The organism is Citrobacter sp. CK198, assembly GCF_030333295.1.
In the GTDB taxonomy this organism is placed as follows: Bacteria; Pseudomonadota; Gammaproteobacteria; order Enterobacterales; family Enterobacteriaceae; genus Citrobacter_B; species Citrobacter_B koseri.
This window is the reverse complement of sequence record NZ_JAOWGE010000031.1, coordinates 214,850-232,626: the sequence shown is the minus strand read 5'-3', so window position 1 is coordinate 232,626 and position 17,777 is coordinate 214,850. Positions and strand designations below refer to the sequence as shown.

The following is a 17,777-nucleotide window of genomic DNA, read 5'->3' as shown; positions in this document are numbered from 1 at the left end:
CAGTCCCCGGCGTTACAGAGTGACAATCTCTGGCTCATCAAATACCGTGAGCGTTGGGGCTTCGCCGGTAAATTTCTCTGCGTATACCAGGGTCGTATTCCCCGCGCAGCCGTTCGCCAGCCTTGACGTCGGGATGTCCGCCGTCAGCACGTTGGCGCCGCCGTTTTTACAGATGCCATTCTCGATATCAGGCCAGGCGCCTTCATGGATACAGATGATCCCCGGCTTGATCCCGTCGCTGACGTGCGCCCCGACCAGAACCTGACCACGACCATTCCATACACGTACCAGGTCGCCCTCGACAATGCCCCTTGCCTTCGCATCATCTGGATGAATCGTCACCGGCTCGCGATCGGCAATGGCATACTCTTTTCGCAACGACGCATAGTTCAACTGACTGTGCAGACGGTGTGCCGGATGGGCGGTCAGCAACTGTAGCTGATCCTTATCCGCAGACCCTTTCCACTCATCTGGTTCAATCCATGAAGCATGAGGCGGACAGTCTTTGTAGTGATAACCTTCAATGGTTTTTGAATAGATCTCGATCTTACCGCTTGGCGTACCGAGCGCATTCATGACCGGATCATGGCGGAAATCGGCATAACGCACATACTTGTTGTTCTTTTCGTTCTCGCGCATTTCAATCAGCTTATTCTGCTGCCAGAACGCATTGAACTGAGGCATTGCCACACGTTGAGCGCGAGCCGCCTTTTGCGCGGCGTCGTAGAATTGCTTCAGCCACGCCATCTCATCTTTACCTTCGGTATAGACCGCTTTGCCGCCGGGTTTGAGCATCTCAGCTAAATCAGCAAAGACGTCAAAGTCATTACGGGCCTCAAACTGCGGCGCAATCACCTGCTTCATGGGCACCAGATGCTGGTTGCTGTAGTCTCCGGTCATCGTGAGATCGTTACGTTCAAACGATGTGGTGATCGGGAGAACAATATCGGCATGTTTCGCCGCCGCCGTCCAGTAACACTCGGAAATCACCACCAGCTCGGGCTTCTGCCACGCTTTGATTAAGCGGTTGGTATCCTGATGATGAGTAAAGTTCGCGCCGCCTGCCCACCAGATCATTTTGATATCCGGGAAGGTCTGCTCTTTACCATTATGCTGATATTTTCCTCCCGGGTTTTCCAGCGCCTCCACAATTCGCGCCACAGGCAGGTTCACCACCGCATCCGATACCGCCCAGTCGTTCCCTGCCGACGATCCCCCCTCAATTTGCGCCGATATCGCAGGCAGTACACCACCGGTACGCGTCGGGTTCCCGCCGTTGGAATAGTGATAGGAGAAACCGAAACCGCCGCCTTCCGTCCCAATTTGCCCCAGCATCGCGGCCAGCGTCACCAGCATCCAGTGTTTTTGCTCACCGTATTGCTGACGTTGAATCCCCCAGCCCGCCATCAGCATGGTTTGGTTGCTGGCAAAAATTTCCGCCAGTTTCTCAATCTGTTCTGCGGGTACGCCACAGACACCGGATGCCCATTCAGCGGTTTTCTCAACGTTGTCGCTCTTGCCGAGCAGATACTCTTCAAACTGCGGATAACCGGTGGTGTATTTTTCCAGGAACGCTTTATCGTGACGCTCTTTTTTCACCAGCGTATGCGCAATCCCCAGCATCATCGCCACGTCAGTTCCCATATGCGGGGCGATCCACGTTGCATTGTCGCCAAAAAACTCAATGGTTTCTGAGCGCATTGGGTCGATCGCGATAACGGTTTTTCCCGATTTCTTCAGCAGATTAAAATACTCAAGCCCCTGCTCATCCGTACTGCTCCAGGCAATTTTTAACGTGTTGAGCGGGTTCATCCCCCACAGCACCACCACCTGGCTGTGCTCAAGCACCATCGGCCATGTCGTCTGTTGTTCGTATACCTCAACCGATCCCACAACATATGGCATGATAACCTGCGCCGCCCCGGTGGAATAATCCCCGGTATGGCCTGCATATCCCCCGGCCATACTCATATAGCGTTGCAGCAACGTTTGCGCTTTATGCAGAACGCCACTGGAGCGCCAGCCATAGGAACCCGCAAAAATGGAGGACGGACCATAGCTGCTACGAATACGGCTATGCTGCTCATGAATGAGTTTCAGCGCCTGTTCCCAGCTCACCCGCACAAAGGGATCGCTTCCCCGTTTACCGTCCGCTTTACCTGGATTTTCCAGATAGCTTTTACGCACCATTGGGTATTTTACACGGGCGTTGGTATGTACCTGATCCGGCGCGGTTTGCTGCAATGAGTTCGGTATAGTTTTAGGCAATGCGCCTTTTGAAGAGACAACTTTGCCGTCTTTGACCTCCACATATACGGCCCCCCAACGTGCGGCAGTCAGGATGGCGCCGCCATTTTGGTTTTCGGCCCAGGCAGGCATTGGGATCACCGAAGAAATCGCCATAGTCCCGGTTGCCGCTCCAGCCGTCTTGATAAAGTCACGTCTTGTGAGTTTCATGATTTCTCCTGGTATTATCACTATTCATGCATATCTTTCGCGTTGTACTGGAAGTAACGGCTCAGGATATCCAGTTCGTTTTCACTGATGTTGGTACGAGCCCCCATCCCTTTCGCCACAGAGGGCCAGGCATTGAGGGTAAAATGCTTCGCAGGAATCGGCGCATGGCAGCCTGCGCAATACACATTGTCGAGTTTGCGCGCGTAGTCCCACATCGGTTCGCGGCTGGCGAGCGCAGAGCCGCTCCACTCGCCCTGTAGCGCCACATCCCGCCACGCGTTACCGTAATCATCTTTTTTCCAGTCAGAGAGAATGTGGAGTGATTGCTGCCCTTTCTCACTCAGACTGGCAAGGATCAACCGCTGGCCTGCCGCGTAGTAAATAACCTGCTCGCTCCCCTGCATCTGGCTCCCGCGGATCTCCACCAGCCGTGACGTTTCCGTCGATTTCAGGACATGCATTTGCGTGGCCGGATAGACCGTTGCCAGATCGCCAAGTGCGGTATTGCTTACGGCATAGAGCGTTTTTGCAGATGCGGGGGTGGATGCAGACTGGGCCTCAAGCGCTTTGAGGGCGCTGTCGTCCATTGTTATTTCGGGTGGGAAGTGGGCGACGCCTTTGTGGCAATCAATACAGGTTTGTTTTTCCTGAATGCCCATTTGGTGCATTTTGCGGGCATCAGCGCTTTGCGCGTCAAGATCCATCGCATCCATGCTATGACAGCTACGACAGGTTGCGGAGTCGCTGGCTTTCAACTGCGCCCAAACGGTTTGCGCCATCTCCAGACGATGTTCTTCAAACTTCTCTGGCGTGTCGATTTTTTTGGTGATGAACTGATGATAGACATCTTTCGAGGCAAGGAGCTTGGCTACCAGGTAATCCACTCCGCCTTCCGGGATATGGCAATCCGCGCATTCCGCACGAATCCCCTTCTGATTCTGGAAGTGAACCGAGCCCGTATACTCCTCATAAGGCGCCTGCATCGTATGGCAAGACAGACAAAATTCAGTGCTCGATGTTTTATGTAACGTCCATTGCCCCGCTAAAACAATTACTGCGCCAAGAACGATGCAAAGCAGCATCGTCCATAAAATGGTTTTATTTATTTTTCTCATTCTTCATTCTCGTCAGACAACTACCCTTTTAGAGGTAGACAATAATTAGACCGAGCAGGTTAATTATTGATATCCATCAAGCGTGGATGTGAATAAGAATTAGCATGCAAGTAAATTTGAAGGGGATCGCAGATTACACAACAACGGAATATATGAGTATAAAATCGTTAAAACACAGAAAGTTACACTGTATTATATAGATATTTAAACCAGTATTAAATTAAATATCAGGAGAAAGTTTCAAATAATTAAGATGGCGATTCAAGAGAGCGAAAATACCCCGTCGTTATATAACTAAATATACAATGAAATAAAGTAAAACGGAACCCATTACTGCTTCATAACGATATTCACGGTAAAAATCATTCTCCTGACAGCCATCATGTCGGTAACACCTTCTGGTGGACGTTTTGTGTCTACATTCTTACGACTTGCGGACTCGTTCACATAACTTTGATCTGATTACTTCTTATACAACCGATAAGTCCAGTACACTTAAGGTGGAGATAAAACAAACAGGAGGTGGTGAATATGTATCGTTCTATTCTGGTGCCGATTGATATCTCAGAAGCCAGCTTGACCCGTCAGATCATCCCGCAGGTTGAGGCGCATGCTAAAACCGCAAAGGTGCATTTTTTGGCCGTAATACCTTCTGTCCCGTTCTATGCCTCACTGGGTCTGGCCTACTCCAGCGAGTTCCCGGATAGAAGCGGTCTTCAGTCAAAGGCCGCCGTCAAACTGGAGGAAATTGTTAAACAATTCAATATCCCCGAGGGCAGGAGCCAGTCCCATGTTGTCTACGGCCCGCCCAAAGATCAGATCCTCAAACTGGCGGATGCGGTAGAAGCCGACCTGATTATCATTGCGTCGCATCAACCGGGTTTCAGCACCTATCTGCTGGGTTCAACTGCTGCGGCCGTTGTTCGCCATGCAAACTGCCCTGTTCTGGTTGTACGCTAATACCGCTCGCTAACCCTGGCGAAAACGGGAGCCAACAGGCTCCCGTTCTTGTATCACATCTGTTTTCTGATGAATGACTCCCGATAAAAACAGCCTTATAAAACGAATGGTTGAATCATTAAATGATAATGGTTATCATTCTCTTGCTGTAAATACCTTAGCGCCTAATACAGGTATTGAAAGCACGACATTGCTCACATTGCTTCCAGTATGATTTTGCCCGCACTCTGTTGCGGGCTTTTTTTGCCAGAGTATTCATGCTCTCAGGGAAAAGGGCATGTGAGTCGTTAAACATTAAAAGGATATTTATGAACATAAAGAGAGTTGCCGGCACGATTTCAATCGTATTGTTGACGGCTTGTGTCGACTCAGAAGTACAACCCGCGCCCTCTTCCGCCAGCCCAATTTGTCAGGGATTCGGCTGCGTAAAAACTCCCGGGAAACTTCCCAGCCGCGCCGCCACCCATAAACCGACAAAAGAAGAAAGAAACCGTGTGATCCGAGGCGAGAAACCCGATTTTGGCTCCGAAGAGTGGAGTGTCGGGGGTACGCTGCCTGGCTGGTGATTGCAGGTGCAGAGTCGTCACTCTCACAACACGCCATTCTACTGACATGAAAAAACGGGAACTGACAGGTTCCCGTTCTTGTTTATCCTCAGGTGCATATTTACAGATACCCGGCGATATAACCGGAGATCATACGCACAAGATAAGGCCACCCGGCCATGACAAGCAGCATCAGCAGCGCGATAAGCAGCCCCGTTAATACTGACCGAATGCGTTCATGTTCCGTACCCATTTTCACCTCCCCTGACCGCAGAAAATGAATGACTAAATTCCCAATAGCACGAACACATGACAGGTTTATGACGGCATTATTGACCAGTAACCGCCCGGAGGCGGTTTGAAACCAGGAAACGAGCTATTCGCCGTTACTCTCAATCGCGTTTTCCTTCTTCCCATACAGGGCCGGCTTGCCTGCTGGTCGGGTCTTAAAGCGACGGTGTAGCCACATATATTGTTCAGGAGCCAGGTTGATTGCGCGTTCAATCGCCCGATTCATTCTGGTCGCAACGGTTTCCTTGCCCTCGTCATACAGTTCATGGCCGATATCCGGGAGGATGATCAGCTCGTACCCTCTTCCATCCGCTCGGCGTCGGGGAACAAAAGGAACAACCGCCGGGCGCGCGCTTCTGACAAGCATGTAACTGCCTGCGGTAGTCGCCGCATCGGGAACATCAAAAAAAGGAACAAACACGCTGTTACGAGCGCCATAGTCATGATCAGGTGCATACCAGACAATCTCACCTTGTTTGAGCACTCGTATCATGCCTTTTAAATCATAGCGATCGAGCATGGTTTTATTTGAGCGAAGACGTCCCCGCGTCTGCAACCAGTCATACAGCGCGTTATTGTTCGGCCTGTATACGCCAATGCCCGGATTGAGCATCCCAAATATGCGCGCCCCAAGTTCAAGAGTAAGAAAGTGCATACCGATGAGAAGCACGCCTTTATTTTCAGCTCGCGCACTTTCCATATGTTCATAACCCGTAACCGTAAACCATTTGCGTAAACGCCTGTCTGACCAGAACCAGGCGATACCGGTTTCAAGTACCCCCATGCCTACCGACTCAAAATTTTTAATCAGTAATTTCTCACGCTCCTTCGCAGGTAACGCCTTAAAGCAAAGTTCCAGGTTGCGACGGGCTATTGTTACCCTGCGAGGCAATGCGCGCATGGCCACTCTCCCCAGACAAGCGCCAAGCCTGAGCAGAATGGGATAAGGCAGCAAAACAGCACATCGTAAGAAGAAAATACCCAGCCATAGCAGCCAGTAGCGAGGATGAAAAAAAGCGAATGAAAATGTTGGGAGTCTCGTCATTGAGTAAAATACGTTCCGGTTTACTGATAACTGCGGTGTTAGCTATCTGACTATTACAAAGAGGGGAAAACTAAACCCCCGGTTAGCACAAAAAGTCTATAAAAAGACGAAAAAGTCGTTTTGTCATTTTTTGCGACTTATCCCCTGCTCACCGCGAGGTCGTAAAAACGTCATTTACCTTTTCGCCGCCACATGACCGATCGGACAATTTCAGGTCTATTCATTAAGCACAATTGAGGTTATGTTATTACATAACTTTTAGTGAGAAGGGTAATCATCAGATGAAAGTCAGAAACATATTCGCCATATCACTGGCTGCCTCGTCGTTCAGTTGCCTGGCATTCAAATCGCCGCCCAACGTAGTACCCGGTACGGCTCCTGATAACGTTCGCACACTCGAAAGTAAGATTCTGGGAAGTTTTTACAGTCAGCATGGTACTGAGCCGCAGACAACATTTTTGGGAACCTGTGATGCTTCACCCGTTCCAGGTTGTTCATGCCCGTTTTGCACAATGCTCCGTAGCCATATTCGCTGATGGGCTAAACGTCTGAGCCACTGGCAGATGCGCATCTTCCCCGTCTGGAGACTTGCGAAGTATCGTCTTAATCCTCTGCGAATTCGACATTCAAAAAACAAGTTCGAATGCTAATAATAAAAAACGGGAACCCTCAGGCTCCCGTTCTTGTTTAACCCAGAAACTGGATTACATATTTGCGATGATCGCGTCGCCAAACTCTGAACATTTCAGCAGCTTAGCGCCTTCCATCAGACGTTCGAAATCGTAAGTGACGGTCTTCGCGGCAATCGCGCCTTCCATCCCTTTGACGATCAGATCTGCGGCTTCGAACCACTGCATGTGGCGCAGCATCATCTCAGCAGACAGAATGATGGAGCCCGGGTTAACTTTATCCTGGCCCGCGTACTTCGGCGCAGTACCGTGAGTCGCTTCGAACAGCGCGCACTCGTCACCGATGTTTGCGCCCGGCGCGATACCGATACCGCCAACCTGCGCCGCCAGGGCGTCAGAGATGTAGTCGCCGTTCAGGTTCATACAGGCAATCACGTCGTACTCAGCCGGACGCAGCAGGATCTGTTGCAGGAACGCATCGGCGATCACGTCTTTAATCACGATCTCTTTGCCGGTGTTCGGGTTCTTGATTTTGACCCACGGGCCGCCGTCGATCAGCTCACCGCCGAATTCATCACGCGCTAACTGGTAGCCCCAGTCTTTAAACGCGCCTTCGGTGAACTTCATGATGTTGCCTTTGTGAACCAGGGTCACAGAATCACGGTCGTTAGCGATGGCATATTCAATCGCCGCACGCACCAGACGTTTGGTTCCTTCTTCGGAACACGGCTTAATACCGATACCACAGTGTTCAGGGAAGCGAATTTTCTTCACGCCCATCTCTTCACGCAGGAATTTGATCACTTTCTCGGCATCCGCAGAGTCGGCTTTCCATTCGATACCTGCATAAATATCTTCAGCGTTTTCGCGGAAGATGACCATGTCGGTCAGTTCAGGGTGTTTAACCGGGCTTGGGGTGCCCTGATAGTAACGAACCGGACGCAGACACACGTACAGGTCGAGTTCCTGACGCAGCGCCACGTTCAGGGAACGAATACCGCCGCCGACCGGGGTAGTCAGAGGGCCTTTGATGGCCACGCGATAATCACGAATCAGATCCAGAGTTTCAGCAGGCAGCCAGACATCCTGGCCATAAACCTGAGTGGATTTTTCACCGGTGTAAATTTCCATCCAGGAGATTTTACGCTCGCCTTTATAGGCTTTCTCGACAGCGGCATCGACCACTTTGAGCATGGCTGGGGTTACATCAACACCGATACCGTCGCCTTCAATGAACGGGATAATCGGATTTTCAGGAACGTTGAGTTTGCCGTTTTGCAGGGTGATCTTCTTACCTTCCGCCGGAACAACTACTTTGCTTTCCATTCACCTCTCCTTCGAGCGCTTCTGGTTTGCTCGTCTGTCATCACGCTGCATGTGCGTTTGCGTCCTGCGACACGGATGCATTAGAGCAACTTTTTTGTTAATGATTTGTAATGAGCGTGTCAATACTACCCTATTGTTTGCTGCCATGAAAGACACTCGTTATTAGGCTATAATGCGGCAATTGATAAGCTCTGAAAATACCATGCAAAAAACTTCTTTTAGAAATCACCGGGTTGAGCGATTCAGCTCACGACAAGTCACTAAGCGGCGGAAAGAAAACCAGCCAAAACGCGTGGTTTTGTTCAATAAACCTTACGATGTTTTGCCGCAATTTACGGATGAGGCCGGGCGCAGCACATTAAAAGACTATATTCCTGTCCAGGGCGTCTATGCAGCAGGTCGTCTGGACAGGGACAGCGAAGGTCTTCTGGTGCTCACCAACGATGGCGCATTGCAGGCTCGTCTGACGCAGCCCGGCAAACGTACCGGTAAAATTTATTACGTTCAGGTTGAAGGCGAACCCACCGCAGAAGCGCTGGAAGCCCTGCGCAATGGCGTGACGCTCAATGATGGCCCCACTCTGCCTGCGGGCATTGAGGTAGTGGACGAACCCGAATGGCTGTGGCCGAGAACGCCGCCGATTCGCGAACGAAAAAGTATTCCCACCCGCTGGCTCAAAGTGACCTTATATGAAGGCCGTAACCGTCAGGTACGGCGTATGACGGCGCACGTCGGCCACCCTACGCTGCGACTGATCCGCTACGCAATGGGCAACTACACGCTGGATAATCTTGCCAACGGCGAATGGCGAGACGCTACCGATTAAGGAAAAACCATGTTCAAACCGCACGTCACCGTCGCCTGCATCGTCCATGCAGAAGGTCAATTCCTCGTGGTGGAAGAGACCATTAACGGCAAAGCGCTCTGGAATCAGCCAGCCGGACACCTGGAAGCCGACGAAACGCTGGTGGAAGCCGCCGCGCGCGAACTCTGGGAAGAGACAGGGATTACCGCGCAACCCCAGCACTTTATTCGTCTGCATCAATGGATCGCGCCGGACAACACGCCGTTCCTGCGTTTCCTGTTTTCCATTGAACTTACCAGAATGTGCGCCACTGAACCTCACGACAACGACATTGACTGCTGTCGCTGGGTCAGCGCCGACGCGATCCTCAACGCCCCCAACCTGCGTTCGCCGCTGGTTGCCGAGAGCATTCGTTGCTGGCAGAACGGGCAACGTTATCCGCTGGCGATCATCGGCGAATTTAACTGGCCGTTTACAGAGGGTGTCAAGTAAAAGGGCTGCGTGATAGAATACGCCGCCTTGAAGTTCAATGTCGTGAGTATTCCAATGTCAGAAAGCCCAAAAAAAGTGATCGTCGGCATGTCCGGCGGTGTCGACTCCTCCGTTTCCGCCTGGCTGTTGCAACAACAGGGCTACCAGGTAGAAGGCCTGTTCATGAAGAACTGGGAAGAGGACGACGGTGAGGAATATTGCACAGCGGCAGCCGACCTGGCTGATGCGCAGGCCGTTTGCGACAAACTTGGCATTGAACTGCATACCGTAAACTTTGCCGCAGAATACTGGGACAACGTTTTTGAACTCTTCCTGGAAGAGTACAAAGCGGGCCGCACGCCAAACCCGGATATTCTGTGTAATAAAGAGATCAAATTTAAAGCCTTCCTCGAATTTGCCGCTGAAGATCTGGGCGCTGATTATATCGCCACCGGTCACTACGTCCGTCGCGCGGATGTGGACGGCAAAAGCCGCCTGCTGCGCGGGCTCGACGGTAACAAAGATCAGAGCTACTTCCTTTACACACTCGGCCATGAGCAGATCGCCCAAAGCCTGTTCCCGGTCGGTGAGCTGGAAAAACCGCAGGTACGCAAAATTGCCGAAGACCTCGGTCTGATCACCGCGAAGAAAAAAGACTCTACCGGCATCTGCTTTATCGGCGAACGTAAATTCCGCGAGTTCCTCGGTCGCTATCTCCCGGCGCAGCCAGGAAAAATCATCACCGTAGACGGCGACGAAATCGGTCAGCACCAGGGGTTGATGTACCACACGCTGGGCCAACGTAAAGGTCTGGGTATCGGCGGCACCAAAGAAGGCACCGAAGATCCGTGGTACGTGGTCGATAAAGATGTCGAGAACAACATTCTGGTTGTCGCTCAGGGTCATGAGCATCCACGTCTGATGTCCGTCGGCCTGATTGCCCAACAGCTTCACTGGGTCGATCGCGAACCGTTTAGCGGCACCCTGCGCTGCACGGTGAAAACCCGCTACCGCCAGACCGACATTCCGTGCACCGTGAAAGCGCTGGATGACGAACGCATTGAAGTGATTTTTGATGAGCCGGTAGCCGCAGTAACGCCGGGTCAGTCGGCTGTCTTTTATAACGGAGAAGTGTGCCTCGGCGGCGGTATTATCGAGCAGCGCCTGCCCCTGCCGGTATAATTATTCTCTATAACTGATACAAGGAAGCAGTGATCGTGGCAAAGAATTATTATGACATCACCCTCGCACTGGCAGGTATTTGCCAGTCAGCACGCCTGGTGCAACAGCTGGCGCACCAGGGGCACTGTGATGCCGATGCGCTACACGTTTCACTGAACAGCGTTATCGATATGAACCCCAGCTCTACGCTGGGCGTATTCGGCGGCAGCGAAGCGAACCTTCGCCTCGGTCTGGAAACCCTGCTCGGCGTCCTGAATGCCAGTAGCCGCCAGGGGCTGAACGCAGAGCTGACGCGCTATACGCTAAGCCTGATGGTGCTGGAGCGCAAACTGTCAGCTGCCAAAGGCGCGCTGGACATGCTGGGCGAGCGCATTAACGGCTTACAGCGTCAGCTTGACCATTTTGACCTGCAATCAGAAACGCTGATGAGCGCGATGGCCGGTATTTATGTCGATGTCATCAGCCCGCTGGGGCCACGCATTCAGGTGACGGGCTCACCCGCCGTGCTGCAAAGCCCGCAGGTGCAGGCAAAAGTTCGCGCCTCGCTTCTGGCCGGTATCCGTGCCGCAGTGCTCTGGCACCAGGTCGGCGGTGGCCGCCTGCAATTAATGTTTTCTCGTAATCGCCTGACCACTCAGGCAAAACAAATTCTTGCTCATTTAACCCCGGAGTTGTGATCTATGGAATTATCCTCACTGACCGCCGTTTCCCCTGTCGATGGACGCTACGGCGATAAAGTCAGCGCGCTGCGCGGGATTTTCAGCGAATACGGTTTGCTGAAATTCCGTGTACAGGTTGAAGTACGCTGGCTGCAAAAACTGGCCGCGCACGCAGCGATCAAGGAAGTTCCTGCTTTTGCTGCCGACGCAAACGGTTTCCTGGATACGATCGTCGCGAACTTCAATGAAGAAGATGCCGCGCGTATCAAAACCATTGAGCGCACGACGAACCACGATGTGAAGGCAGTTGAGTATTTCCTGAAAGAAAAAGTGGCGGATATCCCGGAACTGCATGCGGTTTCGGAGTTCATCCACTTCGCCTGTACTTCTGAAGACATCAACAACCTGTCTCATGCGCTGATGCTGAAAACCGCGCGTGACGAAGTGATCCTGCCGTACTGGCGTCAGCTGATCGACGCGGTAAAAGATCTGTCCGTTCAGTATCGCGATATTCCCCTGCTCTCCCGTACCCACGGTCAACCGGCTACGCCGTCCACGATGGGGAAAGAGATGGCTAACGTGGCTTACCGCATGGAACGCCAGTTCCGCCAGTTAAACCAGGTGGAAATCCTTGGTAAAATCAACGGCGCGGTCGGTAACTATAACGCCCACATTGCCGCTTACCCGGAAGTGGACTGGCACCATTTCAGCGAAGAGTTTGTGACATCGCTGGGTATCCAGTGGAACCCGTACACCACACAGATTGAACCGCATGACTACATCGCAGAGCTGTTTGACTGCGTCGCGCGCTTTAACACCATCCTGATTGACTTCGATCGCGACGTCTGGGGTTATATCGCGCTCAACCACTTCAAACAGAGAACCATCGCGGGTGAAATTGGTTCTTCCACCATGCCGCACAAGGTTAACCCGATTGACTTCGAAAACTCCGAAGGCAACCTGGGCCTGGCTAACGCCGTACTGCAACACCTGGCAAGCAAACTGCCGGTTTCCCGCTGGCAGCGCGACCTGACGGACTCCACCGTGCTGCGTAACCTGGGCGTCGGTATTGGCTATGCGTTGATCGCGTATCAGTCCACCCTGAAAGGCGTAAGCAAACTGGAAGTGAACCGCGATCGTCTGCTGGATGAACTGGATCACAACTGGGAAGTGCTGGCAGAGCCGATCCAGACCGTAATGCGCCGCTACGGCATTGAGAAACCGTACGAGAAGCTGAAAGAGTTAACGCGCGGCAAACGTGTTGACGCCGAAGGCATGAAGCAGTTTATCGACAGTCTGGCCCTGCCGGAAGAAGAGAAAACGCGCCTGAAGGCGATGACCCCGGCCAACTATATTGGCCGCGCCATCACTATGGTTGACGAGCTGAAGTAATCCCCCCTGCCGGATAGCGATGCTAACGCATCTTATCCGGCCGATATTCAGCGCCCCCAATGCCGGAGACTCATCCGGCATAACTCTCCCCCCGGTTTACGAAATGTTTATCCCCGCCGCAACATAATCAGCGTTAAACTACTAATACCGTTAATTTAGGGAGAAAAGATGATGCGCGTACTGGTTGTCGAAGATAATGCCTTATTACGCCACCACCTGAAGGTTCAATTACAGGATTTGGGGCACCAGGTTGATGACGCAGAAGATGCAAAGGAAGCCGATTATTATCTTAACGAGCATCTGCCGGACATCGCCATCGTCGATTTAGGCCTCCCGGATGAAGACGGGCTTTCGCTGATCCGCCGCTGGCGCAGCAATGACGTTTCCCTTCCTGTTCTGGTATTAACCGCCCGTGAAGGCTGGCAGGATAAAGTGGAAGTGCTGAGCGCCGGCGCCGACGACTACGTGACAAAACCGTTTCATATTGAAGAAGTGGTCGCGCGTATGCAGGCGTTAATGCGCCGCAACAGCGGTCTGGCCTCGCAGGTTATCTCTATTCCGCCTTTTCAGGTGGATCTCTCCCGCCGTGAATTGTCCGTAAATGATGAAGTGATAAAACTGACGGCGTTTGAATACACCATTATGGAAACGCTGATCCGCAATAATGGCAAAGTCGTCAGTAAAGATTCGTTGATGCTACAGCTCTACCCGGATGCGGAACTGCGTGAAAGCCATACCATTGATGTATTAATGGGGCGCTTACGCAAAAAAATTCAGGCGCGATATCCTGATGATGTGATTACCACCGTCCGTGGTCAGGGATACCTGTTCGAACTGCGCTAATGAATAAATTACTGCGTCATCTTTTTCCTTTATCGCTGCGCCTGCGCTTTCTGCTGGCGACGGCAGGCGTTGTGCTGGTGCTCTCTCTGGCCTACGGCATGGTCGCACTGGTTGGCTATAGCGTCAGTTTTGATAAGACAACCTTTCGCCTGTTACGCGGTGAGAGCAACCTTTTCTACACCCTCGCGTCATGGCAAAACAATAAAATCAATATCGAGATCCCGGAAAATCTCGATATGCAAAGCCCCACGATGACACTGATCTATGATGAGAACGGCAAGTTGTTATGGGCGCAGCGCAACGTTCCCTGGCTGGAGAAACGTATCCAGCCGGAATGGCTGAAAGCCAACGGTTTTCATGAAATTGAAGCCGATGTCGACGCCACCAGCACATTGCTGAGTGAAGATCATTCCGCCCAACAGCAGCTCAAAGAGGTGCGGGAAGATGACGACGATGCGGAAATGACCCACTCCGTGGCGGTGAATGTCTATCCGGCTACCGCGCGGATGCCGCAACTGACGATAGTGGTTGTCGATACCATCCCCATTGAGCTGAAACGCTCGTATATGGTCTGGAGCTGGTTTATTTATGTTCTGGCGGCAAACCTGCTGTTAGTCATCCCGTTGCTCTGGGTCGCTGCGTGGTGGAGTTTACGCCCTATCGAAGCGCTGGCACGTGAAGTGCGCGAGCTGGAAGAACACCACCGCGAAATGCTCAACCCGGAAACCACGCGGGAACTGACCAGCCTGGTGCGCAACCTCAACCGGCTGCTGAAGAGCGAACGTGAACGTTATGATAAATACCGCACCACGTTAACCGATCTCACCCATAGTCTGAAAACGCCGCTGGCGGTATTGCAGAGCACCCTGCGTTCAATGCGCAGCGAAAAAATGAGCGTCAGCGACGCCGAACCGGTCATGCTGGAACAGATCAGCCGTATATCCCAGCAGATTGGTTATTACCTGCATCGCGCCAGCATGCGCGGAAGCGGCGTGTTACTCAGCCGCGAGCTGCACCCCGTAGCGCCGTTACTGGACAATCTCACCTGCGCGCTCAATAAGGTGTATCAGCGTAAAGGGGTCAACATTAGCCTCGATATTTCGCCGGAAATCAGCTTCGTCGGCGAGCAGAATGACTTTGTTGAAGTGATGGGCAACGTGCTGGATAACGCCTGTAAATACTGCCTTGAGTTTGTCGAAATTTCAGCCCAGCAGACCGATGAGCATCTGCATATTCTGGTAGAAGACGACGGCCCGGGCATTCCGCAAAGCAAGCGTGATGTGGTTTTCGATCGCGGTCAGCGCATTGACACCCTGCGACCAGGGCAAGGCGTGGGGCTGGCGGTCGCCCGTGAGATCACTGAGCAATATGAAGGGAAGATCGTCGCCGGTGACAGTTTGCTCGGCGGAGCGCGGATGGAGGTGATTTTTGGTCGCCAGCACCCGATTCAGCGCGATGAATGACGCTGGCGTGTAATATTTATGTATGTTCTTCACCGCATGTCGTTAAGCATCCGTTATAATCGGTGTCAGATACCAGCCTGCGGATAATCAACATGGAATATCAATTAACACTTAACTGGCCCGAATTTCTTGAACGCCACTGGCAAAAACGCCCGGTGGTGTTAAAACGTGGGTTCAACAACTTCATTGATCCGCTCTCCCCTGACGAACTGGCGGGACTGGCGATGGAAAGCGAAGTCGATAGCCGTCTGGTCAGCCATCAGGATGGTAAATGGCAGGTCAGCCACGGCCCGTTCGAGAGTTACGACCACCTCGGCGAGAACAACTGGTCGCTGCTGGTTCAGGCCGTAAACCACTGGCATGAACCTACCGCTGCGCTGATGCGCCCTTTCCGCGCGTTGCCGGACTGGCGTATTGACGATCTGATGATCTCCTTTTCCGTCCCTGGCGGCGGCGTGGGTCCGCATCTGGATCAGTACGATGTCTTTATCATTCAGGGAACCGGTCGCCGCCGCTGGCGCGTAGGCGAGAAGCTGCAACTGAAGCAGCATTGCCCTCACCCGGACCTGCTCCAGGTCGATCCTTTTGAAGCCATCATTGATGAAGAGCTGGAGCCCGGCGATATTCTGTATATCCCACCGGGATTCCCGCACGAAGGCTACGCGCTGGAAAACGCGATGAACTACTCGGTTGGTTTCCGCGCGCCGAATACGCGTGAACTGATCAGCGGTTTTGCCGACTACGTTCTGCAACGCGAACTGGGCAGCACCTATTACAGCGACCCGGATATCCCGTCGCGCGAGCATCCTGCCGACGTTCTGCCGCAGGAGATGGACAAGCTGCGTGAAATGATGCTCGACCTGATCAATCAGCCTGAACACTTTAAACAGTGGTTTGGCGAATTTATCTCCCAGTCTCGTCACGAACTGGACATCGCGCCGCCGGAACCTCCGTATCAGCCGGATGAGATCTATGATGCGCTGAAACAAGGCGATGTGCTGGTGCGTCTGGGCGGATTACGCGTCCTGCGCATTGGCGATGAGGTCTACGCCAACGGTGAGAAGATTGATTCTCCGCACCGCCCGGCGCTGGAGGCGCTCTCCAGTCACATCGTGCTGACCGCCGAGAATTTTGGCGATGCGCTGGAAGACCCGTCGTTCCTCGCAATGCTGGCCGCACTGGTCAACAGCGGGTACTGGTTCTTCGAAGGGTAATAAGTTATTGCGATTGAGCCTGATGGCAACGCTAGCGCGTTTTATCAGGCCTACACACGGTAGGCCTGATAATCGAAGCGCCATCCGGCGCCATCACACCACGACACCATTACTGCTGCTTCGCAGTTAGCTCCGCAATACGCACAATCACCTGCACCGCTTTCTCCATCCCTTCCAGCGTCACAAACTCATGCTTGCCATGATAGTTATAGCCGCCGGTAAAGAGGTTCGGGCACGGTAAACCCATAAACGAAAGCTGGGCGCCGTCAGTGCCGCCACGGATCGGCTTCATATCCGGCACAATATCGCAGTCACGCATTGCCTGCTGTGCAATATCGAGAATATGTGGATGCTCGACCACTTTCTCGCGCATATTGTAATAGCTGTCTTCGATCACCAGCTCAATGTAGCAGTCCGGGTGCAGTCCCTTCCCGACCTTTTTAGCGATCTCCATCATTTTGCGCTTGCGGGCTTCAAACTGTTTGCGGTCGAAATCGCGAATGATGTAGTGCATATCCGCACGATCAACTGTGCCTTTCATACTCGCCAGATGGTAGAAGCCTTCATAGCCTTCAGTCGTCTCCGGGCTCTCATCCGCCGGAACCTCGGCATGAATACGCGCCGCCAGCGACAGCGCATTCACCATCACGCCCTTCGCCGTACCGGGGTGTACGTTATTGCCCACGATTTTGATATTCACGGAGGCCGCATTGAAGTTTTCAAACTCCAGCTCCCCTACGCCGCCGCCATCAACGGTATAAGCCCACTGCGCGCCGAAAGCCTCAACGTCAAAATGTTTCGCCCCTTTTCCGACCTCTTCATCCGGCGTAAAGGCCACGCGAATATCACCGTGCGGAATGTCTTTCTGTTTCAGTACCGCCAGCGCGGTCATGATTTCCGCCACGCCCGCTTTGTCGTCAGCGCCCAGCAGCGTTTTCCCGTCAGTGGTGATCAGCGTCTGCCCCAGCAGTTGATGCAGAACCGGGAACATCACCGGCGACAGCACCTCATCGCCGATCCCTAGCGCAATATCGCCACCACGGTAGTTTTCCACAATCTGCGGATTCACATTTTTACCGCTGAAATCAGGTGAGGTATCCACATGAGAGATAAAACCAATCGCGGGAATATCACCAGCAACGTTGGCTGGCAGCGTCGCCATGACGGTCCCTTTGTCACTTAACGTGACATTCACCAGCCCCATTTCTTCGAGCTGTTGTTTGAGCAAATGTAATAATTTCCACTGGCCCTCAGTGCTGGGCACTTGCCGTACGCCCGCCTTTGATTGGGTATCCAGCGACACGTAGTGTAAAAAACGCTCAAGTAGTTTATCCATGCAGTCACCCTCACTTTTCGTGACAACATTATTAATAAGCAAGA

At 52.6% G+C, this 17,777-nt stretch carries 15 protein-coding genes; 9 read left to right on the top strand and 6 right to left on the bottom strand.

The features are described 5' to 3' along the window. Window positions 1-12: 12 nt before the first annotated feature. Both OGY62_RS13465 and OGY62_RS13460 read right to left on the bottom strand, forming a co-directional pair. Complete coding sequence (locus OGY62_RS13465; protein ID WP_200024325.1) at window positions 13-2,457, bottom strand: trimethylamine-N-oxide reductase 2; 2,445 nt, start codon at window positions 2,455-2,457, stop codon at window positions 13-15. A 20-nt stretch (window positions 2,458-2,477) separates the two neighbouring features. Beyond that, window positions 2,478-3,572 (bottom strand): NapC/NirT family cytochrome c, encoded by a 1,095-nt coding sequence (locus OGY62_RS13460; protein WP_047457454.1) that lies wholly within the window; start codon window positions 3,570-3,572, stop codon window positions 2,478-2,480. A 531-nt stretch (window positions 3,573-4,103) separates the two neighbouring features. Here OGY62_RS13460 and uspF point away from each other — a divergent pair. Continuing rightward, window positions 4,104-4,532 (top strand): universal stress protein UspF, encoded by a 429-nt coding sequence (uspF, locus tag OGY62_RS13455; protein WP_012132695.1) that lies wholly within the window; start codon window positions 4,104-4,106, stop codon window positions 4,530-4,532. A gap of 666 nt (window positions 4,533-5,198) precedes the next feature. On the opposite strand, the gene OGY62_RS13450 is transcribed toward uspF, so the two are convergent. The 3 genes from OGY62_RS13450 to icd form a co-directional block, all read right to left on the bottom strand. Continuing rightward, a complete protein-coding gene (locus OGY62_RS13450) occupies window positions 5,199-5,330 on the bottom strand; it encodes a hypothetical protein (protein WP_012132696.1) in 132 nt (43 codons plus the stop codon). 123 nt (window positions 5,331-5,453) lie between these two features. Then, window positions 5,454-6,413 carry a Kdo(2)-lipid IV(A) acyltransferase gene (locus OGY62_RS13445; RefSeq protein ID WP_049011760.1) on the bottom strand — a complete coding sequence of 320 codons (960 nt, stop codon included), beginning with the start codon at window positions 6,411-6,413 and terminating at the stop codon, window positions 5,454-5,456. A gap of 704 nt (window positions 6,414-7,117) precedes the next feature. Further along, a complete protein-coding gene (gene icd, locus OGY62_RS13440; protein WP_047457457.1) occupies window positions 7,118-8,368 on the bottom strand; it encodes an NADP-dependent isocitrate dehydrogenase in 1,251 nt (416 codons plus the stop codon). A gap of 172 nt (window positions 8,369-8,540) precedes the next feature. Here icd and rluE point away from each other — a divergent pair, with 172 nt between their 5' ends. The 8 genes from rluE (at window position 8,541) to roxA (ending at window position 16,397) form a co-directional block, all read left to right on the top strand. Next, complete coding sequence (gene rluE, locus OGY62_RS13435; protein WP_286451592.1) at window positions 8,541-9,194, top strand: 23S rRNA pseudouridine(2457) synthase RluE; 654 nt, start codon at window positions 8,541-8,543, stop codon at window positions 9,192-9,194. Window positions 9,195-9,203: 9 nt separating this feature from the next. Continuing rightward, window positions 9,204-9,665 (top strand): NUDIX hydrolase, encoded by a 462-nt coding sequence (locus tag OGY62_RS13430; RefSeq protein WP_012132701.1) that lies wholly within the window; start codon window positions 9,204-9,206, stop codon window positions 9,663-9,665. A 54-nt stretch (window positions 9,666-9,719) separates the two neighbouring features. Beyond that, window positions 9,720-10,826, top strand: coding sequence for a tRNA 2-thiouridine(34) synthase MnmA (mnmA, locus tag OGY62_RS13425; RefSeq protein WP_024130406.1), 1,107 nt, complete (start codon window positions 9,720-9,722; stop codon window positions 10,824-10,826). Between the two features lie 35 nt (window positions 10,827-10,861). After that, the gene (gene hflD, locus OGY62_RS13420) at window positions 10,862-11,503 is read left to right on the top strand and encodes a high frequency lysogenization protein HflD (protein ID WP_024130407.1); all 642 of its coding nucleotides are present in this window, start codon (window positions 10,862-10,864) and stop codon (window positions 11,501-11,503) included. Between the two features lie 3 nt (window positions 11,504-11,506). Beyond that, window positions 11,507-12,877 carry an adenylosuccinate lyase gene (gene purB / locus OGY62_RS13415; protein ID WP_012132704.1) on the top strand — a complete coding sequence of 457 codons (1,371 nt, stop codon included), beginning with the start codon at window positions 11,507-11,509 and terminating at the stop codon, window positions 12,875-12,877. Window positions 12,878-13,048: 171 nt separating this feature from the next. Next, window positions 13,049-13,720, top strand: coding sequence for a two-component system response regulator PhoP (gene phoP / locus OGY62_RS13410; RefSeq protein ID WP_024130426.1), 672 nt, complete (start codon window positions 13,049-13,051; stop codon window positions 13,718-13,720). Beyond that, window positions 13,720-15,183 carry a two-component system sensor histidine kinase PhoQ gene (gene phoQ, locus OGY62_RS13405; RefSeq protein WP_286460085.1) on the top strand — a complete coding sequence of 488 codons (1,464 nt, stop codon included), beginning with the start codon at window positions 13,720-13,722 and terminating at the stop codon, window positions 15,181-15,183. The genes phoP and phoQ overlap by 1 nt, the downstream gene beginning before the upstream one ends. A gap of 92 nt (window positions 15,184-15,275) precedes the next feature. Next, a complete protein-coding gene (roxA, locus tag OGY62_RS13400) occupies window positions 15,276-16,397 on the top strand; it encodes a [50S ribosomal protein L16]-arginine 3-hydroxylase (RefSeq protein ID WP_024130427.1) in 1,122 nt (373 codons plus the stop codon). Window positions 16,398-16,506: 109 nt separating this feature from the next. Here roxA and pepT read toward each other — a convergent pair whose 3' ends face one another. Then, on the bottom strand, window positions 16,507-17,733 hold the full coding sequence (gene pepT / locus OGY62_RS13395; protein WP_047457474.1) for a peptidase T: 1,227 nt from the start codon (window positions 17,731-17,733) through the stop codon (window positions 16,507-16,509). Between the last annotated feature and the right edge of the window lie 44 nt (window positions 17,734-17,777).

Coding starts and splice junctions, on each gene's coding strand:
- OGY62_RS13465 (WP_200024325.1), bottom strand. CDS start 2,457: ATGAAACTCACAAGACGTGACTTTATCAAGACGGCTGGAGCGGCAACC.
- OGY62_RS13460 (WP_047457454.1), bottom strand. CDS start 3,572: ATGAGAAAAATAAATAAAACCATTTTATGGACGATGCTGCTTTGCATC.
- uspF (WP_012132695.1), top strand. CDS start 4,104: ATGTATCGTTCTATTCTGGTGCCGATTGATATCTCAGAAGCCAGCTTG.
- OGY62_RS13450 (WP_012132696.1), bottom strand. CDS start 5,330: ATGGGTACGGAACATGAACGCATTCGGTCAGTATTAACGGGGCTGCTT.
- OGY62_RS13445 (WP_049011760.1), bottom strand. CDS start 6,413: ATGACGAGACTCCCAACATTTTCATTCGCTTTTTTTCATCCTCGCTAC.
- icd (WP_047457457.1), bottom strand. CDS start 8,368: ATGGAAAGCAAAGTAGTTGTTCCGGCGGAAGGTAAGAAGATCACCCTG.
- rluE (WP_286451592.1), top strand. CDS start 8,541: ATGCGGCAATTGATAAGCTCTGAAAATACCATGCAAAAAACTTCTTTT.
- OGY62_RS13430 (WP_012132701.1), top strand. CDS start 9,204: ATGTTCAAACCGCACGTCACCGTCGCCTGCATCGTCCATGCAGAAGGT.
- mnmA (WP_024130406.1), top strand. CDS start 9,720: ATGTCAGAAAGCCCAAAAAAAGTGATCGTCGGCATGTCCGGCGGTGTC.
- purB (WP_012132704.1), top strand. CDS start 11,507: ATGGAATTATCCTCACTGACCGCCGTTTCCCCTGTCGATGGACGCTAC.
- phoP (WP_024130426.1), top strand. CDS start 13,049: ATGCGCGTACTGGTTGTCGAAGATAATGCCTTATTACGCCACCACCTG.
- phoQ (WP_286460085.1), top strand. CDS start 13,720: ATGAATAAATTACTGCGTCATCTTTTTCCTTTATCGCTGCGCCTGCGC.
- roxA (WP_024130427.1), top strand. CDS start 15,276: ATGGAATATCAATTAACACTTAACTGGCCCGAATTTCTTGAACGCCAC.
- pepT (WP_047457474.1), bottom strand. CDS start 17,733: ATGGATAAACTACTTGAGCGTTTTTTACACTACGTGTCGCTGGATACC.